The 26,208-nt window shown below is 73.0% G+C and carries 18 protein-coding genes and 2 tRNA genes; 11 read left to right on the top strand and 9 right to left on the bottom strand.

The window, feature by feature from the left end:
• Nucleotides 1-38: 38 nt before the first annotated feature.
• The 4 genes from WME75_RS14370 to WME75_RS14355 all read right to left on the bottom strand — a co-directional run bounded on the left by WME75_RS14370 (nucleotide 39) and on the right by WME75_RS14355 (nucleotide 5,493).
• Nucleotides 39-1,961, bottom strand: coding sequence for a S8/S53 family peptidase (locus WME75_RS14370; RefSeq protein ID WP_437490762.1), 1,923 nt, complete (start codon nucleotides 1,959-1,961; stop codon nucleotides 39-41).
• Nucleotides 1,962-2,122: 161 nt separating this feature from the next.
• On the bottom strand, nucleotides 2,123-3,235 hold the full coding sequence (locus WME75_RS14365; protein ID WP_437490760.1) for a hypothetical protein: 1,113 nt from the start codon (nucleotides 3,233-3,235) through the stop codon (nucleotides 2,123-2,125).
• A 159-nt stretch (nucleotides 3,236-3,394) separates the two neighbouring features.
• A complete protein-coding gene (locus WME75_RS14360; RefSeq protein ID WP_437490757.1) occupies nucleotides 3,395-3,703 on the bottom strand; it encodes a hypothetical protein in 309 nt (102 codons plus the stop codon).
• A 311-nt stretch (nucleotides 3,704-4,014) separates the two neighbouring features.
• Entirely contained in the window at nucleotides 4,015-5,493 is a 1,479-nt protein-coding gene (locus WME75_RS14355; protein ID WP_437490754.1) for a DUF4178 domain-containing protein, read from the bottom strand.
• A gap of 171 nt (nucleotides 5,494-5,664) precedes the next feature.
• On the opposite strand from WME75_RS14355, the gene WME75_RS14350 reads away from it, so the two are divergent.
• From WME75_RS14350 to WME75_RS14340, 3 genes are all read left to right on the top strand, one after another.
• On the top strand, nucleotides 5,665-7,269 hold the full coding sequence (locus WME75_RS14350) for a polyamine aminopropyltransferase (RefSeq protein WP_437490752.1): 1,605 nt from the start codon (nucleotides 5,665-5,667) through the stop codon (nucleotides 7,267-7,269).
• Between the two features lie 4 nt (nucleotides 7,270-7,273).
• Nucleotides 7,274-8,914, top strand: a complete 1,641-nt coding sequence (locus WME75_RS14345; protein ID WP_437490750.1) for an FAD-dependent oxidoreductase — start codon at nucleotides 7,274-7,276, stop codon at nucleotides 8,912-8,914.
• Nucleotides 8,915-9,173: 259 nt separating this feature from the next.
• Nucleotides 9,174-9,992 (top strand): PP2C family protein-serine/threonine phosphatase, encoded by an 819-nt coding sequence (locus tag WME75_RS14340; protein WP_437490747.1) that lies wholly within the window; start codon nucleotides 9,174-9,176, stop codon nucleotides 9,990-9,992.
• Nucleotides 9,993-10,146: 154 nt separating this feature from the next.
• Here WME75_RS14340 and WME75_RS14335 read toward each other — a convergent pair whose 3' ends face one another.
• The 4 genes from WME75_RS14335 to groES form a co-directional block, all read right to left on the bottom strand.
• A complete protein-coding gene (locus WME75_RS14335) occupies nucleotides 10,147-10,914 on the bottom strand; it encodes an MBL fold metallo-hydrolase (protein ID WP_437490745.1) in 768 nt (255 codons plus the stop codon).
• A gap of 4 nt (nucleotides 10,915-10,918) precedes the next feature.
• A complete protein-coding gene (locus tag WME75_RS14330) occupies nucleotides 10,919-11,575 on the bottom strand; it encodes a Crp/Fnr family transcriptional regulator (protein ID WP_437490742.1) in 657 nt (218 codons plus the stop codon).
• 193 nt (nucleotides 11,576-11,768) lie between these two features.
• Nucleotides 11,769-13,466 (bottom strand): chaperonin GroEL, encoded by a 1,698-nt coding sequence (gene groL / locus WME75_RS14325; protein ID WP_437490739.1) that lies wholly within the window; start codon nucleotides 13,464-13,466, stop codon nucleotides 11,769-11,771.
• A 69-nt stretch (nucleotides 13,467-13,535) separates the two neighbouring features.
• Nucleotides 13,536-13,841, bottom strand: a complete 306-nt coding sequence (groES, locus tag WME75_RS14320) for a co-chaperone GroES (protein ID WP_437490737.1) — start codon at nucleotides 13,839-13,841, stop codon at nucleotides 13,536-13,538.
• 582 nt (nucleotides 13,842-14,423) lie between these two features.
• Between groES and WME75_RS14315 the strand changes: the two genes are divergently transcribed.
• The 4 genes from WME75_RS14315 to WME75_RS14300 all read left to right on the top strand — a co-directional run bounded on the left by WME75_RS14315 (nucleotide 14,424) and on the right by WME75_RS14300 (nucleotide 17,060).
• Nucleotides 14,424-14,497, top strand: a tRNA-Gln gene (locus WME75_RS14315).
• Nucleotides 14,498-14,536: 39 nt separating this feature from the next.
• A tRNA-Glu gene (locus WME75_RS14310) sits at nucleotides 14,537-14,611 on the top strand.
• Nucleotides 14,612-15,046: 435 nt separating this feature from the next.
• Nucleotides 15,047-15,523 (top strand): hypothetical protein, encoded by a 477-nt coding sequence (locus WME75_RS14305; protein ID WP_437490734.1) that lies wholly within the window; start codon nucleotides 15,047-15,049, stop codon nucleotides 15,521-15,523.
• Between the two features lie 652 nt (nucleotides 15,524-16,175).
• Nucleotides 16,176-17,060: a DNA adenine methylase gene (locus WME75_RS14300; protein WP_437490731.1), complete on the top strand. Its 885-nt coding sequence runs from the start codon at nucleotides 16,176-16,178 to the stop codon at nucleotides 17,058-17,060.
• Between the two features lie 27 nt (nucleotides 17,061-17,087).
• Here the strand turns inward: WME75_RS14300 and WME75_RS14295 are convergent, their stop codons facing one another.
• Complete coding sequence (locus WME75_RS14295) at nucleotides 17,088-17,354, bottom strand: hypothetical protein (RefSeq protein WP_437490728.1); 267 nt, start codon at nucleotides 17,352-17,354, stop codon at nucleotides 17,088-17,090.
• A gap of 292 nt (nucleotides 17,355-17,646) precedes the next feature.
• Here WME75_RS14295 and WME75_RS14290 point away from each other — a divergent pair, with 292 nt between their 5' ends.
• The 4 genes from WME75_RS14290 (at nucleotide 17,647) to WME75_RS14275 (ending at nucleotide 26,168) form a co-directional block, all read left to right on the top strand.
• Nucleotides 17,647-22,110 carry a DUF2339 domain-containing protein gene (locus tag WME75_RS14290; protein ID WP_437490726.1) on the top strand — a complete coding sequence of 1,488 codons (4,464 nt, stop codon included), beginning with the start codon at nucleotides 17,647-17,649 and terminating at the stop codon, nucleotides 22,108-22,110.
• 79 nt (nucleotides 22,111-22,189) lie between these two features.
• Nucleotides 22,190-23,431, top strand: a complete 1,242-nt coding sequence (locus tag WME75_RS14285) for a choice-of-anchor L domain-containing protein (protein ID WP_437490724.1) — start codon at nucleotides 22,190-22,192, stop codon at nucleotides 23,429-23,431.
• A 104-nt stretch (nucleotides 23,432-23,535) separates the two neighbouring features.
• Entirely contained in the window at nucleotides 23,536-24,429 is an 894-nt protein-coding gene (locus WME75_RS14280; protein ID WP_437490722.1) for a LysR family transcriptional regulator, read from the top strand.
• A gap of 53 nt (nucleotides 24,430-24,482) precedes the next feature.
• Nucleotides 24,483-26,168: a right-handed parallel beta-helix repeat-containing protein gene (locus tag WME75_RS14275; protein ID WP_437490719.1), complete on the top strand. Its 1,686-nt coding sequence runs from the start codon at nucleotides 24,483-24,485 to the stop codon at nucleotides 26,166-26,168.
• The last annotated feature ends 40 nt before the right edge of the window (nucleotides 26,169-26,208 follow it).

Here is a 26,208-nt window from a genome sequence, read left to right as displayed (position 1 = left end):
GAGGGGGATCACGCCGTGAAACGGGTGAGGGAGCGCGCTCAGGCGGCGCCCTGCCGCGCGCCGCGCTCCGCGGCGTCCGCGAACACGGTGTCGGCCAGCTCGCCGAAGCGCGACTCGACGGCCTGCACGGCGGCGGCGTCGGTCGCCGAACGCTCGAGGCGGTCGAGCAGGGCGGCGACTTCGTCGCGCACGCGCGGCGCCGGCGCCTGACGGCGCGCGGCGAGGCCGCGGACGAGGACCGAGAGCTGCCGCAGGATGACGCCCGCGCCGTGGGCGCGCCGGCGCGCGGCGTCGCCGGCGGTGAGGCGGGCGTGGCGCGCGAGCGCGCAGACGCCGTGGCAGAGGCTCGGGTCGGCGAGCAGCACCCGGACGGCCCAGCGCGCGAGGCGGCGCGAGTACAGGCCGCGGACGAACGGATCCGCGGCGCGGGCGTCGTGCCAGGCGCGCGCGGCGCCGTCCTCGCCGATCAGCAGCAGCGCGAGCGCGATGGGGTCGCCGGCGGCGAGGCAGGCTCGACCCGCGTCGATGCGGCCGTAGCCGTGCTTGGCGCTGTGGCCGTCGCGATCGCGCCCGTCGGGGAGGAGGTCCCACGGATCGGCGATCGGCTCGGCCGACGCGGGGGCCGCGGGGGGCACCGGCGCGAGCGTGCGCCGGACGAGGGCGTCGAGCTCGGGCAGGCGGAGCGCGGGGTTGCGCGACAGGACGAGGAGCAGGACGCCCGCGGCGAGGGCCGAAGCCCCGCTCGACTCGGCGTGGCAGAGCCGCTCGGACATCGGAGCCGCGCCGGATGCGGGCGCCGCGCCGGATGCGGGCGCAGCGCTGGATGCGGGCGCAGCGTCGGGCGCGGGCAACACGCTGGACGCCGGCGGCGCGCTGGATGCAGGCAACACGCTGGACGCCGGCGGCGCGCTGGATGTGGGCGGAAGCGGGCAGGTGATATCGTCGCCGGGCGCTAGCCACCGCACCGCCGGGCCGCGGTTGGCGAAGGGGCGGCTGCGCCCCCGGCGATCCCGCCAGAGGAACCACCCGTCGCCGCGGGCGCCCGGACCGACGCAGAACACCCGCGGGTCGCTCGCAGGCTCGCCGAACCCGAGCGAGAAGCTCGCGTGCAGCGACTCCGGCGGACTCGAGGCCTCGCGGCCGGTGGGGAACACGACAGGGCAGCCCCGACCGCGGCGCCCGAGGCGGGCGGCGAACTCGAGCGCGTCGTCCAGCATGGGCGTCGTCGAGCCCTCGACGTACGCGGCGCAAACAACGACGTCGGCGCCGTCGCTGACGGCCTGGACGATCGCGACCGGGAGGGCGAGGACGCACGAGCCCGGCTTCGGGATCAGGTAGAGCCGCGGCGACGCGTCCGGCGCGACGCCGCGGAAGCCGCCGGGGCGACGGCTCCCGACCGCCCACGCGACCATGAACGAGCCGTGCGGCTGGCTGCGCGGGGGGTGCTCGATCATGACGAGCACCTCGCGGTCGAGGCCGAGCTCGTCGGCCGCCCAGGCGTCGTCGTCGATGACCCCGAGGCGCATGCCGGCGCCGCCCCCACAGCGGCGGCGGTCGACGCCGATCCCGCCCTCCCCGTCGCGCAGGAACCAGCGGCCGGGCGTGATGGGATCGTCCTCGGACGACGCGCCGCGGACGGTCCACCCGTCGGGGCGCGGCGCTGCGCCGGTGGCCGCGTCGAAGCGCGGGGCGACGGCGGCGCTCGGGCGCCGGGCCGACGCGACGTAGCGCACCGGGAGCGCCGCGGCCGAGAGCGCCGCGGCGACCTCGGCGCGCCGCCCGCGGTCGGGAGACCGGACGCGGAGCCAGAAGATGGGCGGCCGCTCGATGACCCGCTCGACCTCGAGCGCGGACCAGCGCGCCGAGAGCGCGCCGGCCAGGTCGCCGGGGGTCACGGGGCAGCGCAAGGCCACGACGATGTCGAGGGGATCGCCGTCGTCGTCGCCCGCGGCGGTGGGCACCGGGGCATAGCCGAAGTCCCACGGCGGTCGCGGGGGGCGCGCCCTGGGCGAGGCGGTCGACGCGGGGGGCGGGGCGCTCGGGCGGCCGCGCGCGGGCCCCTCCTCCGGAGCGCTTGCTCCCCCCCCTGAGGCCCCCCCCGCGGCCGCGTCGCGGCCCCGGCTCATGCCAGGACGGCCTTGGCCCAGGCGTTGAGCGCGTGGGCGCGGTTCGCGAAGCCGGGGCTCTCGGCCTCGCACTGCGCGAGCTCCTGCGCCTGCGCCTCCCTCGACGCCGCCCAGGCGGCGACGCGGCGGGCGCCGAGGGCCGCGGCGCGCCGGCGCGCGGCGCGGAAGCACCGGCGCTCGCCGTCGAGCATCGCCGCGAGGACGCCCGAGTCGAGGACCATGCGGCGCACGGGGAGGAGCGACGAGATCGCGGCGGAGGCCGGCGGCTCGCTCTTCTCCCGCGCGATCGCGGCGATGCCCCAGGGCGGCGTGCCGAGCGGCCCGTACGCGACCGCGCCGCGGTGGTGCGACCCGGCGGCGCGGTCCCGATCGCGCGCGCCCGTGGACGTGACGTCGGGCTCCCCCTGCGCCCGCGATCGGAGCTCGGAGGCGAGGACGACGGCCCAGGCGCCGCCCCGCTGGTAGTCGTCCTGCCAGTCCATGACGTCGTCGTGGAGCTGCAGCCCGAGCCACACCGACGAGAGCAGCCGCGCCAGCACCTCGCGCTGCTCGGCCGTCCAGCCCGCGGCGTGCGCGAGGGCGATCGACGCCGGGAAGCCGACGCTCTGCTTGCCGAGGGAGAGCGCGTAGTAGCGGCTGAAGCCGGCGGGCTCACCGTTCGCGAGGAGGCTGCGCTCGGTCTCGATGGCGAGCAGCGTGGCCTCGTCGGCGCGGGCGAAGTCGATGGCCGGATCGTCGACGCCGGGCGCCACGCGGCGCAGCGCCTCGTCGCGCGCCCGCCGCGCGTGGGCCAGGACGGCCTCGAGCTGCCAGGTCGGGCGGACCTGCGCGTCCTGGATGCGATCGGTGCCGAACGCCTCGATGACGGCCAGGAGGTGCGCGAGGAGGGCGTCCTGCACGGTGGCCCCGCGGACCCCCGGCATGGCCTCGGCGAGCAGCGCGGGCGCCGCCAGGGTGATCTCGTTGCTGAACACGGCGCTCCAGGGCACGTCGCGCGACGGCGCCAGGCCGAGCGTGTAGACCAGGCCCTGCGCCTCGGCGTGGAGCATCCCGGGGAGGGTCCGCCAGAACGCCTTGTAGAGCTCGTCCACCCAGAGCGCGTCATCCATGGGCGGGCACCTCCATGGCCGGGCGCGGCGCGGCGCTCGCCGGGCGCGCCGCCGCGCCGCGCCGGCGCCGCGAGCCGGTAGATGGCACCGGGGCAGACCCGCGCCGGTGAGACGTACGCCGATGGCGGTGCAACCCCGCCTGTCGCCTGCGCCGCAGCATCAATAAACGTTCGACTCCTTCCAGGGTGACAGGCACACGTTGATGCGCTCCTCGACCACGATCGCGCGCCACTGGAGCACCTGGGAGGCGCTCAGCCCGTCGAAGGCGCCGCCGATCCAGGAGCGGATGCGGCTGTTGAGCAGCGCGCGGACCGCGGCCGCATCCGCCGGCTCCTCGTCGGCCTCGGCCGAGACGATGTAGAGCGAGAGCAGCTGCTTGAACTCGTCGAAGTGCTCCTGGTTCCGGAGCAGCGAGATGTAGAGCGCACGCAGCTGCGCGTGCGGGTCGACCGTATTCACGGTTTGCATGGGCCTCCATCGCCGGCCCGCGCCGGCTTCGGACGGCACATTGCACGTCACGGGCCGCCGCAGGCCAGCATGTAAGCCGTTGAAATCACTCGACCGCCGGGGGCAGCCGGCGGCGACCGATACCCGAAACTGACCATCACCTGCCCGGATTCGACCGTTCCATTCGAGGTGAGGTCGCTCTCGCTGTGGCAGTGGACATAGATATGTCCAGCCCCGCACGCGTCCGACTCGACACCACCCGGGATCACGCCAGTCGCGCCCCCGTGATGCCGTTCAATTCAAGTTCAACCGAATCGGGTAGTGAAGCTGGATCACTTCCCGCCCCCGAAGCTCGGGCTGCTCCCGCCGGTCGGAACGAAGAGGATGCCGCCGGGGCCACCGCCTCCACCACAGTCGCTGAGCGATGTGAGGATAAGGAGGGCGATGATCAGGACGACGATGAGCACGATCACCGTGCCGCCGCGCAGGCTCGTTCCCCCGCCGATCCCGGGCCTCGGCGGGGGCGGCAGGTGGAAGGCGGCGGCGAGCTCCTTGCCCGGCAAGGGTGAGCAGAACGACACGCTGACCTCGGTCGGGGCCTGCTCGATGCTGACCTTGCCGTCGGCGCCCTGGTAGTCGGTGGCTTGCACCCCCTCGCCGATCTCGACCTTCCAGTAGAACTCGCCGATGACGTACTCCACCTCGGCGTGGACGCTCTGCTTGAGCGCGTACGTTCGCCCCTGGTAGCTCGCGCTCGACCCCATCGGCTGGACCTCGCCGGGCGAGAGCGGGGTCACGAGCTGCCACGCGCCGTCCTCTTCCATGAGCCACAGGTAGCCGACGCTCGGCCCGCCGTAGAGCAGGTATTCCCGCCAGTGGTAGCGCTCGCCTTCCACCGTGCAGCCGCGGATGACGAAGCCGATGCAGAGCACGCGCATGCCGCGGAGCTGGCCCTCGGCGCCGAGCGGGACGTACGGCTCCATGGGCGGCGGGGGCACCTGGCCGAGCGCGACGAGCGCGCCGTTCGTGAGGTCGCTCGCCGTGCCGCAGTACCGGCAGACGATGCGCTCCGCGGTGCCGGGGGCGGCGAGCGGCAGGTTGCCGCCGCAGCTCGGGCACGCGACGGCCGCCACCTGCGCCGCGGGCTTCTCCACGGGCGCGCCGGAGTCGAGCTGCATCACGGCCGGATCGATCTGCCGGCCCAGATAGAGCTTCGGCGGGATGATCCGCCCGTCGCCGTAGTCGAGCGTCCCGAACTCGCCCCGCGGCCCCGCGATGTCGACGAAGCCGGTCACGACGCCCGGCGCGGCGACGGAGGGCATCTCCCCCTCGGCCGAGATCACGCGCCGGCGGCCGACCTCGACGACGGTGAACATGCCGTGCCCCTCGAGGTGGACGCGGCCGCCGGGCTGGAGGGAGGTCCACGGGGGCAGGCCGTTCAGCGGGAGCGGCGCCTCGGTGGTCGCGTACCAGCGCCCCTGGGCGAAGGCGACCCATGTCCAGCGGCCGCTGGCCGGGAACGCGATGAAGATCTCCTGCCACGGCGCGCCCGGCGCGCTGGCGCGATCGAGCTGGATGCGGCCGTCGACCACGAAGGGCTCGTTGCCCCAGCGCCCCGTGGCCCCGAGCTGGAGCGGCGTCGGGATATCGACAAGATCGGCGACGCGCCCGACGGCGCGGAGGTCGCGGTCGGTGCGCGCGACCACGAACTTGCAGTGCTTGCACACCTGGGCCATCGCGCCCGCGAAGCGAAACGTGATCGGCGCGCCGCACGAGGGGCACGCGGCGGCTCGGTCGAAGGGCGTGCTCACGCGAGCACCATACTAGAGGCCCCGGTCAGGGAAGAGGAAGCGTTTCAAGCGCCGCTCCGGCGTGGCGTGGCGGCCCGATGGCTGTCGCGATGCGGGCGGCGGCGCGATGGCCGCGCGGGGGCTCGCCCGAACGGGCTGTGGTCCAGCGCGAGCGGTGCTAGGACCGCGCCGATGCCGGCCACCGAGGAGAGCTCGACGGGAGCTGCGGGCGCCCCGCGCGGGGACGCGGCGGCGCCCTTCCCTGCGGCGCAGGCGCTGCCCCGGCTCGTGCACCCGGCGCTCCTCGCGAGCGTGTTCGTCATCGCCACGTCGGGGCTCATCTACGAGCTCATCACCGGCACGCTCGCGAGCTACGTCCTCGGCGACTCGGTGACGCAGTTCAGCTTCGTCATCGGCCTCTACCTGTTCGCGATGGGGATCGGCTCGTACCTGTCCCAGTACATCGAGACCCGCCTCCTCGAGCGCTTCGTCGAGATCGAGCTCGGCCTCGCGCTCGTCGGCGGCCTCTCCGCGCCGATGCTCTTCCGCGTCTACACCTCGCTCGGGGCGTTCCGCGCGCTGCTCTACTCGCTCGTGCTGCTCATCGGCATGCTCGTCGGGCTCGAGATCCCGCTGCTCATCCGGCTGCTCAACTTCTCCCTGGATCTCAAGCGGCTCGTCGCGCGCGTGCTCACGCTCGACTACATCGGCGCCCTCGCCGCGAGCCTGCTCTTCCCGTCGCTCCTCCTGCCGCGCCTCGGGATCCACAAGACGAGCCTGTTCTTCGGCCTGCTCAACGCGGCGGTCGCGCTCGCGAGCACGTTCCTCTTCCCGCTCGAGCGCGCCGTCGTCCTCCGGCTGCGGGCGCTGTGCGTGGTCGTGATCGCGGGGCTCGTGGTCGCCCTCGCGCTCGTCTCGCGGTTCGTCGAGCGCTCGGAGGCGCTCTACTTCGGCGCGCCCATCGTCTACGCGGCGCAGTCGCCGTACCAGCGCCTCGTCATCACGAGGAGCCCGCGCACGACGCGCCTCTTCCTGAACGGCAACCTCCAGTTCTCGTCGGACGACGAGCACCGGTACCACGAGGTGCTCGTGCACCCGGCCGTCGCCGCGCTGGGCCGCGATCCGCGGCGCGCGCTGATCCTCGGCGGCGGCGACGGGCTCGCCGCGCGCGAGCTGCTCCGCTACCCGTCGATCGAGCAGATCGTCCTCGTCGACCTCGACGCCGCCGTCACCGGCGCCTTCCGCGACCTGCCGCTCGCCGCGGACCTGAACGGGGGCGCGCTCCACGATCCGCGCGTCGCCATCCGCAACGAGGACGCGTTCAAGTACCTCGAGGAGTCGACCGAGTCGTTCGATCTCGCGGTCGTCGACTTCCCCGATCCGGGCAACTACGCCGTCGGCAAGCTGTACACGGACGCCTTCTACCACCTGCTCCGGCAGCGGGTCTCCGTGCGCGGGCTCGCCGTGATCCAGGCGACGTCGCCGCACTACGCGCGCGAGTCGTACTGGTGCGTCGTGACGACGCTCGAGGCGGCCGGCTTCAAGACCGCGCCGCTGCACGTGTACGTGCCGAGCTTCGGCGAGTGGGGCTTCATCCTGGCGGGCGGCGAGGGGCTCACCGCGCCCGGCGCCCTGCGGATCGACGCGTCGAGGCTCCGCTACCTCGACTCGAGCGGCCTGCCGGAGCTCTTCCGGTTCCCGCGCGATCTCGGCCGCGTCGAGGCGCCGATCAACCGGCTGAACGACCAGAAGCTCGTCTCCGTGTACACGCGCGAGTGGGCGGAGTGGTCGCGGTGATCCAGTGAACCGCCGCGCCTTCCTGAGCTCTGTGGGCGCGGGCTGGCTCGTGCACACGGCCTCCCCGGGGCGGGCGCCGCTCGCCGGCGAGATCGTGGGCGCGGCCCACGGCGCGGGGCACCTGCTCCGCGGCGGCGCGCCGCGCGCCTCGACGTTCGGCCCCGCGGAGCGCGCGGACGTCGTGATCGTCGGCGGCGGGGTGAGCGGGCTGTCGGCCGCGTGGCGGCTCGCCGGCGCCGGGCTCGACCTGCGGGTCCTCGAGCTCGAGCCGCGGCCCGGCGGCACGAGCGCGTGGGGCGAGGACGGCGTCGTGCCCTACCCGTGGGGCGCGCACTACCTGGCCGCGCCGAACGTCGAGGCGCGCGCGACGCTGCGGCTGCTCGATCAGATGGGCGTCGTCACCGGCTGGGACGCGGCCGGGCGCCCCACGTTCGATCCGCGGCGGCTCTGCCACGCGCCGGGCGAGCGGCTGTTCTACGAGGGCGCGTGGCACACGGGCCTCGCGCCGGCCGATGCGCTCCCGGAAGACGCGCTCGAGGAGCTCGATCGGTTCCACGCGCTCGAGGAGGAGCTCACGGAGCTCACGGGCCGCGACGGGCGCGCGGCGTTCCAGATCCCGCTCGAGCGCTCGTCGCGCGACCCCGAGCTCCTCGAGCTCGACCGGATGAGCATGGCGGCGTGGCTCGATCGCGAGGGGTACCGCACGCCGTTCCTGCGCTGGTACGTGCGCTACGCGATGCTCGACGACTTCGGCGGCACGCCCGAGGAGATCTCGGCCTGGGCGGGGCTGCACTACTTCGCGGGGCGGAAGGCGCGCACCCCGGAGCTCGCGGGCAGCCACTACCTGATCTGGCCCGAGGGCAACGGCCGGCTCGTGAAGGCGCTGCTCGAGCGCGCGGCGCCGCGCGTGTCGCTGGGCGCGCTGGTCACGTCGGTGCGCCCGCAGCCGGGCGGCCGCGTGGAGGTCAGCTACGTCGACGTGCAGCGCGGCGAGGCGCGCCGCGTCGAGGCGCGCGCCGCGATCCTCGCGGCGCCGGCGTTCGTCGTGCGCCGCATCTTCGAGGGGAGCGCGGCGGGCGAGCTGCCGTCGCGCGTCTCGTCGGCGTGGCTCGTGGCGAACCTGCACGTCGAGCGGCGCATCGATCCGAACCACGCGTGGGATTCGGTCCTCTACGGCGCCGAGGGGCTCGGCTACGTCGACGCGCGCCACCAGCTCACCGATCTCGCCGCGGGGACGACGCAGCGCTCGCGGCTCGCGGCGCCGATGCAGCGCACCGTGCTCACCTACTACCGCGCGTACGGCGGGCCCGACGTGGCCGGCGCGCGCGCGGCGCTGCTCGGCGCGCCGTGGGAGTCGCTCGCCGAGGGCGTGCTGCGCGATCTCGCGCCGGCGCACCCGCACCTGCGCGACGACGTCGAGCGGATGGACGTCATGATCTGGGGTCACGCGATGCCGCGCCCTCGCCCCGGCTTCCTCGGCCCGCGGCCGTTCGAGCCGGTCTGCGCGCTCTCCGAGCGCGTCGCCTGGGCGCATGTCGACCAGCCCGGGATGGCGCTCTTCGAGGAGGCGCAGGCGTGCGGCGTGCGCGCCGCCGAGACGATCGCGGCTTCGATCGGGCTCGCGATCGGCGAGAGCTGGCTCTGAGCGCGCGCGCGCGGCGGTCAACCGGCTCGCGCCCGTCGCTCCGGTAGGCGCCGCGCGGCGGGGAACCCCACGTCCCCTTCCATCTTTCAAGAGCAAAGTGCGTCCGGCGAGCGGACGCCTCCGGGCGGGGCCGCCGCCCCGTCGCCGACCGCTTCTTGCCGGCATGAACGGCCTGCTGCGGGAGATCCGGCCCAGGATTTCAGCTTTGCCCTCGCCTTGAACTTGCGCTGCCCCCCTGCTCCGCGTCTACTCTCTGCCCATGTTGCGGACCCGGTTTGCCGGGATGACGGATACCGGGCTCCTCCGGGACCACAATGAGGACAACCTCCTCGTCAGCGAGGAGTACCGTGTCGTGGCCGTGGCGGATGGAATGGGCGGACACCGCTCGGGCGACGTCGCGAGCCAGCTTGCCGTGAGCACCCTCTCGGACTTCCTGTCCGTGACGGTCGGGAGGGACGCCACCTGGCCGTTCCCTGCCGATCCGAACCTCACCGAGGAGGAGAACTACGTCGTCACCGGCCTCAGGCTGGCGAACCGGCGCATCTTCGATCGCTCGCTGAAGACGCTCGCCGACTTCGGCATGGGCACGACGATCGTGGCGGCGATGTTCTCCAAGGACGCCGAGCACGTGACGGTGGGCCACGTGGGCGACAGCCGCTGCTATCGCCTGCGCGACAGCCAGATCACGCAGCTCACCCGCGATCACTCGCTCGTCAGCGACGCGGCGCACATGGCGCCGTGGATGACCGAGGAGGAGGTCCGGCAGCTGCCCGCGAACGTCATCACGCGCGCGCTCGGCATCCGCGAGGACGTCCTCGTCGATCTCGTGACGGACGAGACGCGCCACGGTGACGTGTACCTCCTCTGCTCGGACGGCCTGTCCGGGATGGTGAGCGACGATCAGATCCTCGAGCTCGTGATGTCGAGCGGCTCGCTGGACGCGGCGTGCAAGGCGCTCATCGATCGGGCGAACTACTTCGGCGGCACCGACAACATCACCGTCGTCCTCGCCCGCGTCGAGGAGGTCCCCGACGGCAAGCGCGCCTTCACCGACGAGCCCACCCAGGAGAGCCGCTAGCCCCGCGGCTCGTCCCCGGTCGCGCGGCAGCGCTGGTCGCCGCGCGGGGGTCTCGATGCCCGCTCAGGCGGCCCAGCGGGGTCGCCGCGCTGCCCGACGACCGAGGGTCTCCTCGGGCCGGGCAGCTCGGCACGGCCTCTCGCCGACGCGCCGGTTACAGGACGAAGTGATCCATGAGCTGAAGGACCTCGAGGTTCAGCCCCTTCAGCGCGGCGCACTCCCGCTCCACCTCGGCCTGGAAGACCGGCTTGATGTGGTAGAGCATCGTCGGCAGATCCTTCGGCGCGTGGAACTTCTGGAGCTCGAGGGCGAGCGTCTGCGGCGTGTGGTGGCCGCTCACGGTCGCGAGCCGCTGTTCCCGGTCGGGGAAGCTGACCTCCATGAGCAGCGCGCGGAGGTTCTGCTGCTGGTTCAACACCTCCCAGAGCCGCTCGGTCGGCCCGGTGTCGCCGCTGTACGCGATCGCGCCGCCGCCCGCCTCGATCACGAACGCCGACGCGTCGATCGTGTGCGTCACCTGGACCGCGCGCACGAGCCGCCCGGCGACCATCGTGGGGCGCTCCGGCTTGAGCTCGAGGTACTGGATGGTCGGCTGCGCGGGCGTCGGGATCACCGCGAAATCGGGCCACAGCACGTTGTTGAAGAAGTGCTTCTTGAGCGTGCGCAGCGTCTCGCGCGTGCCCGCGATCACGAGCGGCGGGCACCCGAGCTGGCAGCGGTTGTCCGCGATCGTGGCCAGATCGCGGATGTGATCGAGGTGCGCATGGCTCACGAGGCACGCCTCGATCCGCGCCTGCTCCTTCACCTCGAGCCCGCTCGTCAGCGAGCCCGCGTCGATCGCGAGCACGTCGTCCACGACGAACGCGCACGTGCGATGCCTGGGAGTCTCCCCGCCGTGGCAGCCGATGACACGCAGCTCCACGGGATCAGCTCTCTCCGCCGAACTTCTGCGGCGTCTCCAGGAATTCTATGAAGTCCCGGAATCGCCGCATGTCGGTCACCATGATCGCCGCGTGCGCAGGCGGCCCGTCCGAGAGGAGCTTCAGCCGGCGGAGCCGCGCCATCACCTCGTCCACCATTCCTTGCTCGACGTCGACCTCGCGCGCGATGTCCGCGGGGGAGGCGCGGAGGCGAATCCCTTCCGGCGTCTCTTCCCCGAACGCCTCGGCGTGGCGCGCGAGCGCGAGCATCACCCGCGCCTTCGGGTCCCGGTGCATGAGGATCTCGACGAGCGCGTCCGCCGCGTCGAGCCGCTTCGCGAGCTTCTTGATCAGCCGGAACGCGATCTCGGTGTCCCGCTGCAGCATGACCTCTAGCTTGCGCGCCTCGACCACGAGGCAGCGGGACGGCTCGCTGACGGTGGCCGTCGCGATCCGCGGCTTGCCGTTCAGGATCGCCATCTCGCCGACGAACTCGCCGGGCCCGAGCACGGCGAGCACCTTGTCCTCGCCCTCGACCGATTTGGTGATCCGCACAGCGCCGGTCTGGATGACGAACATGACATCGCCGGGGTCGCCCTCGTGGAAGAGCACGTCGCCCGGCGCGTACGCGCGGCCATAGCGGGCAAACGACGACTCCGACATTGCCCGAGAGTCTAGCGCCCAGCGTGACCGCCGGTCAAAAACCCAGGCGAAAGCTCTCGCCCTCACAAAGCGCGAGGGGTCCTCCAAGCCAGCATGCTTTGGAGGACCCCTCGGCCCGCTTCGTCGGGAGCGGCGCGCCCGGGGCCGACGCCGCCCGAGAGCGGCGGCAGCCCGAGCGCGGCCGGACAGGCGATCAACCCATGTCGAAGTCGCCCATGCCGCCCATGCCGCCCATGCCGCCCATGCCGCCCATGCCGCCCATGCCGCCCATGCCGCCCATGCCGCCGGGGGCCCCGCCGGCCGCGGCCTTCTCCTTCTTGGGCTTGTCGGCGATGAGGGCCTCGGTCGTGAGCATCAGCCCCGCGACGCTGGCCGCGTTGGAGAGCGCGTGCCGCACGACCTTCGCCGGGTCGATGACGCCGCCGGCGAGCAGGTCCTCGTACGTGTCGGTCGCGGCGTTGTAGCCGAACGTGGGCGCGCCCGACCGGACCTTCTCGGCCACCACCGACCCGTCGACGCCAGCGTTCTGGGCGATCTGGCGGAGCGGCGCCTCGAGGGCGCGGCGCACGAGCCGCACGCCGACGTCGCGCTCGTCGTTGAACTTGAGCGCCTCCAGGGCAGAGGCCGCCCGGAGCAGGGCCACGCCGCCGCCGACCACGATGCCCTCCTCGACGGCCGCGCGGGTCGCGTGCAGCGCGTCCTCGACGCGCGCCTTCTTCTCCTTCATCTCCGTCTCGGTCGCCGCGCCGACCTTCACCACCGCGACGCCTCCGGCGAGCTTCGCGAGCCGCTCCTGGAGCTTCTCGCGATCGTAGTCGCTCGACGTGTCCGCGATCTGCTTGCGGATCGCCTCGATGCGGCCCTTGATCGCGGTCTTCTCGCCCTGGCCGTCGACGATGACCGTGTTGTCCTTGTCGATCTCGACCCGCTTGGCCGTCCCGAGGTCGCGCACGGTGGCGCTCTCGAGCTTCTGGCCGAGGTCCTCCATGAACGCGGTCGCGCCCGTGAGGATCGCGATGTCCTTCAGCATCTCCTTGCGGCGATCGCCGAAGCCGGGCGCCTTCACGGCGGCGACCTTGATCGTGCCGCGCAGCTTGTTCACGACGAGCGTGGCGAGCGCCTCGCCCTCGACGTCCTCGGAGAGGATGAGCAGCTCGCGCCCCTGCTTCACCACCTGCTCGAGGAGCGGCAGGAGGTCGGCCATGGACGAGATCTTCTTCTCGTGGACGAGGATGAGCGGGTTCGTGAGGATCGCCGTCATCTTCTCGGGATCGGTCACGAAGTACGGCGAGAGGTAGCCGCGGTCGAACTGCATGCCGTCGACGGTCTCGAGCTCCGTCGTCATGCGCTTGTTCTCCTCGACCGTGATCACGCCCTCCTTGCCGACCTTCTCCATGGCGTCGGCGAGGATCTGGCCGATCTCCGTGTCGCCGTTCGCGCTGACGGTGGCGATCTGGGCGATCTGGTCCTTGTCCTTGGTCGGCTTGGCGACCTGCTGCACGGCCTCGATGACCTTCGCGACGGCCGCGTCGATGCCGCGCTTCAGGTCCATCGGGTTGTGCCCGGCCTCGACGAGCTTGAGGCCCTCGCCGTAGATCGCCTGGGCCAGCACCGTCGCCGTCGTCGTGCCGTCGCCCGCCTTGTCGCTGGTCTTCGAGGCGACCTCGCGCACCATCTGGGCGCCCATGTTCTCGAGCTTCCCGGCGAGCTCGATCTCCTTCGCGACCGTGACGCCGTCCTTCGTGACGACCGGCGAGCCCCAGCTCTTCTCGATGACGACGTTCCGTCCCTTGGGCCCGAGGGTCACCTTGACCGCATCGGCGAGCGTATTCACGCCCTTCAGGATCGCGGCGCGGGCGCCGCGGCTATACACAATCTGCTTCGCAGCCATCTCTCAATCCCCTCGCGGCCGCGTACGGCCGCATCTGCAACGCTTGCGTTCGGTTGCCCTGGAGCCGGATCACTTCGCGGCGGAGGCGGCCTCGGTCACGGCGAGCACGTCGTCTTCGCGGAGGAGCACGTGCTCCTCGCCGTCGAGCTTCACCTCGGTGCCGCTGTACTTGCCGAACAGCACCTTGTCGCCGACCTTCACCTCGAGCGGCCGAACCTTTCCGTCCTTCAGGACCTTGCCGTTGCCCACGGCAACGACGCGCCCCTCGATCGGCTTCTCCTTCGCGGCGTCGGGGATGATGATGCCCCCCTTGGTCTTCGTCTCGCTCTCGACACGCTTGACGACAATCCGATCCTGCAGCGGCCTGATTTTCATGGTGGCTCCCTCGTCCTCGGCTTGTTGACTGACCATCGGCTCGCCGGAGGTCCCGATCGCCCCCCCGCAGGGGCCTTCCGCCCACACGACGAGAGCTAAGTGCCCAGGATCACAGTCGCTTGGCACTCTCCTAGGCCGGTGGCTAAACCGCGGCCGAAGGTAAATCGATCGCCCGGCGCGTCAAGGGCGCGCAGCAGACAGTCGCGACTTTTCCGCGGCCGGCGCCCACACGCCGTAAAGCTGGAGACCCTGGAATCGTCGACCGGATCCCGCGCGATGTCGCGGGCGCCGTCCGCCACCGTGGAGCCATGCAGCGGGAGGCGAGCCAGGTCAATGGCAAGAGGGTGGTGTAAGTGGAATTTGTTGGCAGCTTGGCCGCGGGTAGGATGCGCGCGATGTTGCCGACAGAGGGCGGCGCGAAGGAGACGGGGGCGGCAGGGGCGGGGCAAACCGCGCGAAATACCGGGGATTTTCGGCCCGGGGACTTTTTCTGGGGCGGCCCCGGTTTTGATCGCTTGACATACCAGACAGCCCGAGTAGATTCCGCGGCCCGTGGCGCTGATGAACGCGGCGCTGACCCCTTGGGGGATCGTCTAACGGCAGGACGCAAGATTCTGGCTCTTGCTATCAAGGTTCGAATCCTTGTCCCCCAGCCAGGTCGATCAGCTCTGCTGTCGACCTTCTCGACAGAACAAGGTCCCATCGTCTAGCGGTTAGGACATCGGCCTCTCACGCCGGTAACGCGGGTTCGATTCCCGCTGGGATCGCCACTTTCTCGTCTTTTTTTCTTGCCAGCCTGTCGCTGGTCAGCCTGAGGCGCCGCGGGCCGCCGGGCCTTCTCGGAGGGGCCCGCCGACGCGACGAGGAACCCCTCGGCCCGGTGCGAGGCGAGGCCGCAGCGCGCGTTCATGCGCTTCGCGATCTCGTCGCCGGCCCGGACGAGCGCGTAGAACCACCGGATCCCGAAGCGATCGTGCCCCTGCTGGAGCGCCAAGGCCTGGAGCGGGGCCCCGAGCCCGCGGCCGCGGTACTCCTCGCGCAGGCAGGTGCAGATCGGCATGCCCGTCCACGAGGGCCCCGAGGGCGCCTCGCCCACATCGGAGATCCAGAGCGGCGGGGCGCCCAGCAGCCCGAGCTGCCCGAGCTGGGAGAGCGCTCGATGCCCGCCGTCCTCGGCGGCATCTGGCCGCGTCAGGACGCACAGGGTGGTGCAGCCGATCAGCGCGCCCCTGCCGTCGCGCAGCGCGAGGGTCAAGGAACGCCCCTCGCCGCCGCGCAGGGTCCAGCCCGGGAGCGGCGCGTGGCCGCTCTCGGCCTGGAGCTCCTGGATTGACCGGATCGTGACGTCGTCGTCGTCCGGCGACACCCGGGACACGCGGAGGCCCGCCGGAAAGGAGCGAAACCGGTCGAGCCCCTGCACGGCGGCGCGCACCTCGCCGGCCGGGGCGCCCATCACCGAGAGCCCGTCGTCCACCGCGAGGCCCGCCTGGCGCAGCGACGCGGCGAGCGCAGGGAGCTCCGGTCGGGGGGCGTGCAGGAGCACGCGCTCGAAGCAGCGCACGAGCGTCTCGCGCCGCTCCGGCGGTGTCCTCTGGGCGTGCAGCAGGATGAGCGAGCGCCCGTCCGTGGTGATGCCGTCCTGCTCCGCGATCCAGCCGCGCGCGGCGTACAGGATCCGCTGAGCGCGGTAATCCGCTGCCTCGCCGAAGCAGCCCGGTCCGTCCGCCGGAGCGGGGCCGCGCTGCTGCGGGGCGTCGTCGCGATCGAGGTCGAAGGCAAGCATCATGGCGGCATTCCTCCTGTCGAGAGGGTACGGAGGCTCCCACGAGAGCCGAAAGCCGGCCGGAGCGGCCCGCGCCCTGCGCCCGGACGAGCCCCTGCCGCGCCGCCGAGGTCCACCGGCGAGATGGCCTGAAGCGGCGGTGCGTGAATTCGGGAGAACCCCGCTCAACCGGCGGCTGTTCAGCCCGCGTGTCGAGACTTCAACTTATCCTCGCTCGGCGATCGCGCAAGCCGCGACATGCCATGATCCGGGCAGCGCTCCAGCCGGGGCGAGCACGCTCACGCTCACTTATAAATATTTGTAATTATTAATAAAAATTACCAATATCCGACTTCGTCCACAAGGCATCTCGCCGTCCGACGGCGCCGATGCGTGGACATAGAACGACCTAGCCTGGAGCGATGCGTGGCCCGGCCCGTAACGCCCGGAGGGGGGACGCGCGCTCCGGGGGCGGACCGGCGAGGCGCCCTGGACCCGGGAGATCGCCGGCGATGACCTCGGCGGTTGAGGACGATCGCGCGCCCTGGTAGGTTGCCGTCCAGTATTGCGCGATGACCACCGCCCTTGTCACCCAACCCGACAGCGCCGCGCCCCTGCCACCACGTCCGTTCCTCAAATGGGCGGGCGGCAAGGGCCAGCTGCTCCGACAGTTCCAGCCGCTCCTGCCGACGTCGTACGGGCGCTACTTCGAGCCGTTCGTGGGAGGAGCCGCGCTCTTCTTCTGCCTGCAGCCGAAACGCGCGGCGCTGACGGACGTCAACGCCGAGCTCGTCGACTGCTACCGGGCGGTGCGCGACCGGGTCGAGGAGGTCATCGCCGCGCTGGGCAGCCACGCCTACGAGGAGGCGCATTATTACAGGGTTCGCGATCTCGACCCCGCCTCGCTCACGCTGCCCGAGCGCGCCGCGAGGACCATCTTCCTGAACAAGACGGGGTTCAACGGGCTCTACCGGGTCAACAGCTCCGGCCGCTTCAACGTGCCTTTCGGCCGCTACGTCAAGCCGGCGATCTGCAACCCGCCCCAGCTGCGGGCCTGCTCGGCGGCGCTGGAGCACGTCGAGCTCGAGGTCCGCGACTTCGAGCGCGTGCTCGACCACGCGACCGAAGGCGACTTCGTCTACCTGGACCCGCCGTACTCGCCGGTCTCGTCGACCGCGAACTTCACCTCGTACAGCGCGGGCGGCTTCAGCTTCCGCGACCAGGAGCGCCTCGCGGCCCTGTTCGCGGCGCTCGACGAGCGCGGGGTCCAGGTGATGCTCTCGAACTCCGATGTTCCCGAGATCCCGCCGCTCTACAAGAGGTTCAAGATCGACCGCGTCGCGGCGCTCCGGAGCATCAACGCGAAGAGCGACGCCAGGGGCCGCGTGGGAGAGATCGTGATCCGGAATTACGGGACCCGGCGGAGCCGCAAGGCCGCGGCGGACAAGGCGGGCTGAGCCCGGCGCCGCCGCGGGGCGCGCGCCTCAGTCGACGGTCTTCGACCCGTGCTTCTTCGGATCGGGGGCCGCGAGCTCCTCGGCGTACGCCATGGCCACCTCGATCTCCTCGTGGATCTCGCTCGATGTGACCTTGTTTCCCGAAGGATCGACGGCCTCCCACACGAAGCCGCGGAGGTCGCCCGGACGCTCGGGTATCCAGCGGACCCGCAAGGTCCAGCCGTTCATCTCGGCCGTATACGCACCGTCCTCGTGATCTCGCTGCCATGCGGAGACGGTCGGGTGCTTCAGCATCGCGAGATCTCCTGAGCAGGTCGAGAGGACAAAAGAACTGTTCCCGAATGGCCGCGCTCCCCCCCCGAGCAACGCCGCCGTCCGGGAACACAGGGAAGATAGCAGGCGCCTGGCGCCGGGCGATCAGGCAGGCGTGTGTTCCTCATGGGGGTGCACCTTACTCCAGTCCCAGCGCGAGCCGAAAGCTCCTCGCAGGCGCGATGGGCTGTCGGTAGAAACCGCATGAACAGCGCAGGCGTGATCGCACGGACGGGCGGCGCCTGCGACACGCGCCCCATGCTACGAAGCCTGGATGGGGGCAGGAATCGTCGTCTTTTTCGGGCTCGCGCTCGCCGGCTATCTCCTGGTTGCCCCCCTGGTGGCCTTCGTGTTCGCCGTCCGGGCCAACCGGCGCAACGAGGACTTGCTCCTGCGGATCCACGCGCTCGAGCACCGGCTGGCCGAGCTCTCCGGGCAGCGCGGCCGCGCCGAGCTGACCCGAGCGGCGCAGCGCCCGCGCAGCGCGCAACCGCTGGAGCCGGAGCAGACTGCCCAGGACGCCCGCATGACCCCGGCGGTCGCGCCCTCCGCGATCGCCGCCGGGGCCGCGGGCGCGCCGCCCGCGGTCGACGAGGCGGCCGCCGGGGCGCAGCCCGCGATCGCGTTCCCGGACGTCGCCGTTGCGCTGTCGACGGCGGCGCCCCCGGCGCTCGCCCCCGGCGAGGCCGGCGCTCTGCCTGCGGTCGCATTCCCGGAGACCGCCGCCCCCCGGGAGCCTCGCCCCGCAGCGACGCTCGGCGAGAGCGCCGCTGGCACCGGCTCAGCCGCGCGCCACGGAGCCCAGGAGACACCACCCACCATCGAGGAGCGGCTCGGCCTCACCTGGCTCACCCGCGCAGGCGCGGCCACCTTCCTGCTCGGCGCGCTCTTCTTCTTCAAGTACGCCTCGGACAACGCCTGGATCGGGCCCCTCGGGCGCGTCGCGATCGGCGCCGCGACCGGCGCCGCGCTCCTCGCGGCGGCCGAGGTGCTCCGCGGGCGAGCGCAGCGCCGCTTCGTCCACGCGCTCATCGGCCTCGGGCTCGCGGTCCTGATCGCGTCGGTGTGGGCGAGCGCGGTGCTGTACGAGCTCATCCCGATCCCCGCCGCCTTCGCGGCGGACACGGTGCTCCTGCTGCTCGGCGCCGCGCTCGCGCTCCGCCACCGCGGCGAGGCGATCCTGATCCTCTCCCTCGTCGCCGGCTTCCTCAACCCCGTCGTGCTGTCGACCGGGCAGGACCGACCGCTCGCCCTGTTCGGCTACCTCCTGCTCGTGACGAGCGTCGTCCACGCGGTGGCGGCGAAGCTCGGCTTCCGCGTCGCCCCCTGGCTCGCGCTCGCAGGCCACACGGCGCTGTTCTGGGGCTGGTACGATCGGCACTTCGACGCGAGCGCCCCCCCGGACGGGGGAGCCCCGACCGCGGCGCCCTGGCTCGACCAGCCGGCCGAGGCGCTCGCGGGGCCCTACCTCCCGCTCGCCGCCCGCGCCGTACCGCTCGCGTTCGTCGCGCTCGCGGCGTTGCAGGGCATCCTGCGCGCGCTGTGGGTGCGCCGCGCGCTCGCGCGGAGCGCCGCCGCTCTCGCCGCGCCCGCCCCGAGCGCCGGCGCGGCCCCGAGAGGCCCGGCGCCGGCCGGCCGCCTCCCCGGAGCGGCGTCCACGGACGCCACCGCGTTCGCGGTCGCCGCGCTCGTGCTCGCCCACGCAGGCGCGGGCGCGCTGCTCTTCGACGCCCCGCGCGCGCTCGCCGCCGCCGCCGTCGCGCTCGCGATCGCGGCGACCGTCGCGCTGCGCGCGCTCGGCGAGCGCGGCTGGCTGCTGGCGCCGATGGGCTCCGCCTTCCTCGCCTTCGCCGGGACGTTCGCCGACGCGCCGGCGCCGCACCGGACGGCGCTCGCCGCGCTTGTCGCGGTCTGGACCGTCGTCTACCTCGCGGGCTGGCTCCGCGGCGCCGGGCTCGCGGGCCGCCTCGAGCGGGGGATCGCCGTCGCGTGCTCCGCCGGCGCGGCGCTGTTCGCCTGTACCGCGGGGATGCTGCTGCTCGAGACCGAGGCGACGCTCTTCGCGCTCACGATCGCGGGCGCCGCCGCCGTCTCGGCGTGGATGGCCGCGCGGGCCGAGCTCCCTGCGCTGCTCCTCGTCGCGGCGGCCGGCTCGGCGGGCGCGCTCGCGGCGGCGGCTCCAGGCGCGCTCGCGCCGCACGGCGCGGCCGCGGCCGTCGACGCGGGCTTCCTCGGCGCATCGTCGCTCGTCATGCTCGTGTTCCTCGGCGCCGTGGGCGCCTCCGCGTGGCGCCCGCGCGCGCCCGGCGCGCCGGCGCTCCCCTGGTACGGCGCGCTCGCCGCGAGCGTGGCGACGCTCGGGTTCGTCGCGGCGGCGCTGGGCGCGACGTCCGAGGAGACGCCGACGCTCCGCGCGCTGCTCACCGCCGCCGCCGGCGCCCTGGATCTCGCGCTCGGCGCGGCGCTCCTGCGCGCCGGCGCGGCCCGCGCCCCCGCCGCGCCTCCGGCCGCCGATCGCATCGCCCTGCTCCTCGGGCAGGCGCTCGCCCTCTTCGCCGCGGCCGTCGCGTTCGGGCTCGGCGGAGCGACGGTCACCGTGGTCTGGGGCATCCTCGCGGCGGTGGCGGCCGCGATCGCCGCGCGCACCGGCGAGCGCGCCTGGCTCGCCGTCACCCTGCTGCTCTTCCTCGCCACCCTCGCGCGGGCGCTCGGCGTCGATTCCCTGGAGGCCGAGGCGCTCGTGACGACCTGGTTCGAGACGCGCGGCCGCGACGGGGCGATGTCCGTCCCCGTCCTGCTCAACGCGAGGGCCTACGCGTTCGTCGGCGTGAGCGCGGCCCTGCTCGCCGCGGGCCGGCTGCTGTCGCGCGCCGGGGCCGCGCGCCCTGCGAGCGCCGTCGGCCCCGTGAGCGCCGAGCTGCGCGCCTCGGGGCTCGCGGCGGTCGGCGCAGGGTATGCCCTGCTCCTCGCGACCGTGGTCATCGAGGTGCGGAGCGCGGTCACCGCCCTGCCCCCCGCGCCCCCTGCCCCGCTCGACGCGGCCGAGTTCATCGAGCTCGCCGTCCAGCACCGCGCCGCCCTCGAGGACCAGCAGGGGAGCCTCGCGATGGCGACCACGCTCGTGTTCGCGCTCGCCGCCATCGCGCTGCTCACGGCGGGGTTCGCGGCGCGCGACGCCTTCCATCGCTACGCCGGGCTCTCGCTGTTCGCCGTCACGATCGCGAAGCTCGTGGCCTGGGACGTCTGGCACGTCGAGCGCATCTACCAGATCGCGCTCTTCACGGGCGTCGGCGCGCTGCTCGTCGGCGGCGGCTTCCTCTACGCGCGGTTCGGCCGGCGCCTCGTGACGCTCCTGCGCGCCGGGCCGAGCGGCGCGGCCGGGCTGCTCGCGCTGCTCGCGGCGACCGGCCTCGCGCGGCCCTCCGAGGCGCAGACCGGCGCGGCGCTGCCGACCGAGAAGCACGCGCTCGTCCGGCCCCTCGACGGCGTGGACGCGGCCGGCGACCACCGCATCGACGTCGATCTCGACCTCTACCGCGAGAGCCGCGCCGAGGAGCTGCTCGCCGACGTCCGCATCGCCGGCCCCGACGGCGCCGAGGTGCCGTACGTGCTGCGCGAGGCAGGCGCCGCGCCCTCCTCCGGGCGGATCGCCGCCACGATGCTCGATCCGGGGGTCGACGCCGCCGGCGTGGCGCACGCGACCTGGGCCCTCGACGCGCCCGGCACGCGCCACTGCCGGATCGAGCTGAGCGTCCTCGGCAGCAGCTTCCTCCGCGAGGCGCGCGTCGACACCGGCGCAGACCCGCGGTCGCTCAGCGAGGTGGCGCGCGGCGCCCACGTGTACCGGATCCCCCGGGGATCGGAGGCCGTCGAGCACCTCTCGGTCGCCTATCCCCTCTCGCGCGCCGCCCTCGTGCGGGTCCGCCTCGTCCCCGACGGCGCCCCGGCGCGCGGCGCGGCCGCGGACGTCCGGATCACGGGCGGCACCGTCGCGTGCGAGCCGCCGGCCGCCGCCCAGAAGGCCGCGCTGCTGCCGCTCGCGATCATCGAGACGCAGCGGGACAGCGACGCGCAGGCGACCCATGTCACGCTCGACGCCGGCGCCGACGGCGCGCCGCTGCAGGCCATCCTCCTCGACGTCGCCACACCGGAGTTCAGCCGCCGGGTCGACGTGGCCTCAACCACCTACCGCGCGGTCTGGCCCTCCGTGGGAAGCGGCCGGATCCATCGAGTCCGTCCGCTCGGCGAATCCGGGCCGGCGCTCGCGTCGACGCGGGTCCCGTTGAGCCCCACCCGCAAGCGCTTTCTCCGCCTCACGATCCACGATGGCGACTCGGCGCCGCTCTCCCTCTCGGGCGCGCAGGGCGAGGTGCGGGCGCGCGAGATCGTGTTCCGCGCCGGCCAGCCGGGCCCGCACCGGCTCTACCTCGGCGACCCCCTCGGCCAGCGCCCCAGCTACGACCTGGCCGACGTGCTCGACAGCGTCGAGCGCGAGCATGCGCCCGCCGCGGCGCGGCTCGGCGCCGCGCAGGCCAACCCGAGCTTCGGCGCCGCCCGGCTCGCGCGCGATCTCCCGTTCACCGAGCGACACCGCGCGCCGATCGGGGCCGCGCTGGTCCTCGGGCTGCTGGCGCTCTCGGCGTGGGCCGCGCGGCTCCTGCGACAAGGAGCGCGACCGCCCGACAACGAGCCTGTGCCACCGCAGCAGGGAACAGCAGACAAAGAGCCCCGGCCATGATGTGATTGCATGTGCGATTGGCGGCCGGGGACAAGAGGGCTTTCCGGCGGTCGCGAGCCATTGTCGAGGTCGATGCACCATGAGAGGCCGGCGCTCTATCTACTTGGGTCTCTGTGCGGGCGTCGGGGCGGCGCTCTGGATTTCGGGCGGGTGCTTCGCTGTATCGCCCAGCCCGCAGGGGCCCGGCGCGGACGGCGGCGGGGGCGCGACCGGCGCCACGACGGCGGAGACCGGCGCCGGCGGGAGCCCCGCATCGACGAGCTCGGGGGACGATTTCGGCAAGGGCGGCGCCCCGGTCGACGAGGTCGACGAGCCCGACAGGGATGGTGACGGCTTCACCGTGGCGGACGGCGACTGCAACGACGACGACACGAACGTCAATCCGGGCGCCCTCGAGGTCGCGATCACGGAGCCAGACGACACCGGTGTCGTGCCCGAGCCGGCGGACGAAGACTGCGACGGCGAGATCGATAACGTGCTGCCGACGTGCGACAGGAACATCGCTCCCGCCGACTTCGACGCCATTCACGGGGCCCACGCCGTCGACCTCTGCGCCAAGGCGTCGCCCGGCGACAGGAAGTGGGGCGTGCTGAGCGCGGAGTACGTGCGCGGCGACGGCTCGCCCGCGGAGCCCACGCCCGCTGTGGGCGTGCTCGATTCCTTCGGCCCCAACGTGCACGCGCAGGGCGGGACCCGCATGCTTGTCCTGTCCACGGGTCGCGCCCGGATCGCCCACTGGCCAGGCGCGTGCAACTCGTCGAGCTGCACGAACTATGGTCTGGGAGCGGCGCCGCCCGGCTTCCCGCAGGACAACCCGGATTGCCCTCCTTCGTCGACCATCAACGACGACATCGGCCTCGAGCTCATCCTCCGCACGCCGACGAACGCGACCGGCTACGAGTTCGCGTTCAAGTTCTACACCTTCGAATACCCGGAGTTCGTCTGCAACCACTTCAACGACCAGTTCCTCGCGCTGGCGACGCCGGCCCCGCCCGGGTCGCTCAACGGCAATCTCTCGTTCGATAGCCTGGGCAAACCCGTCAGCGTCAACATCGGCTTCTTCGATGTCTGCGAGGGGTGCGAGCTCGGGCCGGACGAGCTCGCGGGCACCGGCTTCGGGCTGTGGGCCGACGCCGGCGCGACCCGCTGGCTGCGCACGCACGCCCCGGTCACCGGCGGCGAAGAGCTCAAGCTGCGGTTCATGATCTTCGACACCGGCGACGACGCGCTCGACTCGACCGCGCTCGTCGACGGCTTCAGGTGGGTCGCGAACGGCGGCACGGTCGCGGTCGGGACCACGCCGGTCGAGGATCCCCGGTAGCGCCCCGGGCCATCTCCCGCGCGCACGCACGGCCTGCAGCGCCCCGTGTAGCGCAACCGAGTTTTCACGGACGGGATTGTTGCGGTGGACGATACACTGCGGCCATGCTGCTCCCGTCGCTGGAGAACCTCGCCTGCTTCGAGGCTGCAGCGAGGACGCTGAACTTCCGGACCGCGGCGCGCGCCGTCGCGCTCAGCCCCGCGGCGTTCGGCCAGCGCATCCGGCAGATCGAGGAGCAGGTGGGCGCGCCGCTGTTCGAGCGGACCACCCGCCGGGTGCACCTGACGCCGGTCGGGCTCGCCTTGCTGCCGCGCGCCCGCCAGTGCCTGGCGCTCGCCGAGGACTGCCTCCGCAGCGTGATGAGCCACGCGCCCGCCCCGGTCGAGCTGACGCTCGGCACGCGCTTCGAGCTCGGGATGTCGTGGCTCGTCCCCCAGCTCGGCCCGCTGACGCGGCGGCGCCCGGAGATGATACTCCACCTCTACTTCGGCGCCTCCGAGGATCTGCTGAGGCGCCTGCACGACCGCAGCGTCGATTGCGTGGTCACGAGCGCCCGCTGGAGCGCGGCGACCCTCGCGGCGGAGACGCTGCACGAGGAGCGCTACGCGTTCGTGGCCGCGCCCAGGCTGCTGCGGCGCGAGGCGTTCTCCCGCCCGGAGCACGCGTCGCGGCACTGCCTGCTCGACATCGACGCGACGATGCCGCTGTTCCGGTACCTCGCGGACCAGATGGGCGGCGTGGGCCGCTTCGCGTTCGCGCGCCATCGCTGGGTGGGGCTCGGCGCCGCCATGAAGGCGCTTGTGCTCGCCGGCGAGGGCGTGGCCGTGCTGCCGCTCCACATGGTCGCCGCCGAGCTCCGCGGCGGCAAGCTGAAGCGGCTCCTCCCGTCGGCGGCGCTCGCGCGCGACCACTTCCGGCTCGTCTACCGGCGCGACGACCCGCGGAGCTCGCTCTACGCGAAGCTCGCCGAGTCGCTGCGCGCGGCGCCGATCCAGTGAGGCGCGCCGGGCCCGGCGCGGCGCGGCCTCGGGTAGACTCGCGGCGAAGGACCATGAGCGAGCTCCCCCACGGCGACGCGTGCTTCCGCAAGACGCCGATCACGGCGCAGGACATCAACGGCGGACCGGACCCGAGCCACCGTGTCCCCTTCGTCATCACGGCGCCCGGCCAGTATGCGCTGGCGGAGGACGTCGACTGGGTGGCGGCGGGCGAGGACGCGCGGGCGATCACGATCGCGAGCGACGATGTCACGCTGGACCTGTGCGGGAGGACGCTGCGGCAGCTCGACCCTCCGGCGCCCGTCCTCGCCCAGGGCCCGAGCGCGAGCCGGGGCGAGGTCGTCTCCGGGAACGTGGGCGTCTACGCCGAGGGGCGGCGGCGGCTCGTCATCAAGAACGGCAGCGTGCTCGGGATCCAGGGGGTGGGGATCGCCGTCAAGGCGTGCAGCCAGGTGGATCTGCTCGATCTGTCGGTCAGGCGGTGCGGCGGCGACGGGGTGTTCGACACGAGCTTCCTGCGCCGGAACGGCGGGATCTTCGTGATGGGCGCCCAGGACGCAGACAGCAACATCGCCTTTGCGTCCGACATCCGGATGCTCGACTGCGTGTGCTCGGAGAACGCGAGCCGGCTCGACCTCGTCGTGACGCTCGGCGCGCTCGTCCTGTTCTGCGACAACGTGGAGGTCAAGCGGTGCGTGTTCAACCACACGGCGAACACCAGCGCTCGGCCGAGCGGCGTGCAGTTCAACGTCGTCGGCGCCGACTTCGTCATTTGCCGGAACGTGCTCGTGGAGGACTGCGAGGCGCACGACAACACGTCCGGCGGAGAGCCGGCCGGCTTCTTCGCGTGGGGAGAGAACTACAAGTTCCTGCGCTGCCGGGCGAACCGGAACTTCACGCTCACCGGCAACCGGGCGTGCGGGTTCAACATCTCGACCACGAGCAACCTGGAGATGGTCGACTGCGAGGCGGACGGGAACTACAACGCGAACCCGGTCGCGTCGGCCGATGTCGTCCGGGATTTCTCCGCGCTCGGCTTCCGCATCGGCCGGGCGGTGTACCGCGGGCTGCTCGATGACTGCCGCGCGATGGGCAACCACAGCGTGGGCGCGAACGCGCCCGCCGCCGGCTTCGCGCTCCACTCGACCCGCCAGGTGGTGCTCCGGCGCTGCGTGGCAGTGGGCAACAGAAACGCGAGCGGAGCGGCCGAGAATGACGGGCTCGCGGCCGGGTTCATCGCGTCGGCGCCGCTCGCGGCCCCCGAGGGCGGCCTCGTGGGAGGGGAGGACAACGCGTTCGTCGACTGCATCGCCGACGGCAACACGGTCCACCGCACCCCCCTGTTCGTGCAGCCGCCGGCCCCGCCGGTCGACGCCGGTCCGTCGCGCGGCGACCCGCAGAAGGGGGCGGGGTTCCTGCTCGATCGCCAGAAGGATGCGCGGATCGTCGGGTGCCAGTCCGCGAACAACGATGGCAAAGGGATCTGGCTGCGGGCCTGCGCGCGCGCGCTGGTCGAGGGAAACACGCTGTCGAGGAACGCGCTCTACGGCATCCAGAACGAGGACCCCGCCGGGCTGAGCGCCTTCACGGGCAACCGGGCGCACCTGAACGGGTCCCGCCATCGCCACAACTACGTCGGTCTTCCCCCCGGGACACCGGTCCACAAATGGACGCTCGGCTCCCCTCCCCCCGAGGGCCCTTCGGGGCAGCTGGACAATCTCAGCATCCGGCTGCCCTGACGAGAGCGCGGGCGCCGGAGCAGCGCTCGCCCGGAGGCCC

This window comes from Sorangium sp. So ce1014 (assembly GCF_051521505.1).
Taxonomy (GTDB): domain Bacteria; phylum Myxococcota_A; class Polyangia; order Polyangiales; family Polyangiaceae; genus Sorangium.
The sequence above is the reverse complement of the archived record's forward strand: the minus strand, read 5'-3'. Positions and strand labels throughout refer to the sequence as shown.

Excerpts from the sequence above, each read along its gene's own strand:
- groL (WP_437490739.1), bottom strand. The coding sequence starts at position 13,466 with ATGGCTGCGAAGCAGATTGTGTATAGCCGCGGCGCCCGCGCCGCGATC.
- groES (WP_437490737.1), bottom strand. The coding sequence starts at position 13,841 with ATGAAAATCAGGCCGCTGCAGGATCGGATTGTCGTCAAGCGTGTCGAG.
- WME75_RS14290 (WP_437490726.1), top strand. The coding sequence starts at position 17,647 with ATGGGGGCAGGAATCGTCGTCTTTTTCGGGCTCGCGCTCGCCGGCTAT.
- WME75_RS14350 (WP_437490752.1), top strand. The coding sequence starts at position 5,665 with ATGCCGGCCACCGAGGAGAGCTCGACGGGAGCTGCGGGCGCCCCGCGC.
- WME75_RS14280 (WP_437490722.1), top strand. The coding sequence starts at position 23,536 with ATGCTGCTCCCGTCGCTGGAGAACCTCGCCTGCTTCGAGGCTGCAGCG.
- WME75_RS14275 (WP_437490719.1), top strand. The coding sequence starts at position 24,483 with ATGAGCGAGCTCCCCCACGGCGACGCGTGCTTCCGCAAGACGCCGATC.
- WME75_RS14360 (WP_437490757.1), bottom strand. The coding sequence starts at position 3,703 with ATGCAAACCGTGAATACGGTCGACCCGCACGCGCAGCTGCGTGCGCTC.
- WME75_RS14295 (WP_437490728.1), bottom strand. The coding sequence starts at position 17,354 with ATGCTGAAGCACCCGACCGTCTCCGCATGGCAGCGAGATCACGAGGAC.
- WME75_RS14340 (WP_437490747.1), top strand. The coding sequence starts at position 9,174 with ATGTTGCGGACCCGGTTTGCCGGGATGACGGATACCGGGCTCCTCCGG.
- WME75_RS14285 (WP_437490724.1), top strand. The coding sequence starts at position 22,190 with ATGAGAGGCCGGCGCTCTATCTACTTGGGTCTCTGTGCGGGCGTCGGG.
- WME75_RS14300 (WP_437490731.1), top strand. The coding sequence starts at position 16,176 with ATGACCACCGCCCTTGTCACCCAACCCGACAGCGCCGCGCCCCTGCCA.
- WME75_RS14330 (WP_437490742.1), bottom strand. The coding sequence starts at position 11,575 with ATGTCGGAGTCGTCGTTTGCCCGCTATGGCCGCGCGTACGCGCCGGGC.
- WME75_RS14365 (WP_437490760.1), bottom strand. The coding sequence starts at position 3,235 with ATGGATGACGCGCTCTGGGTGGACGAGCTCTACAAGGCGTTCTGGCGG.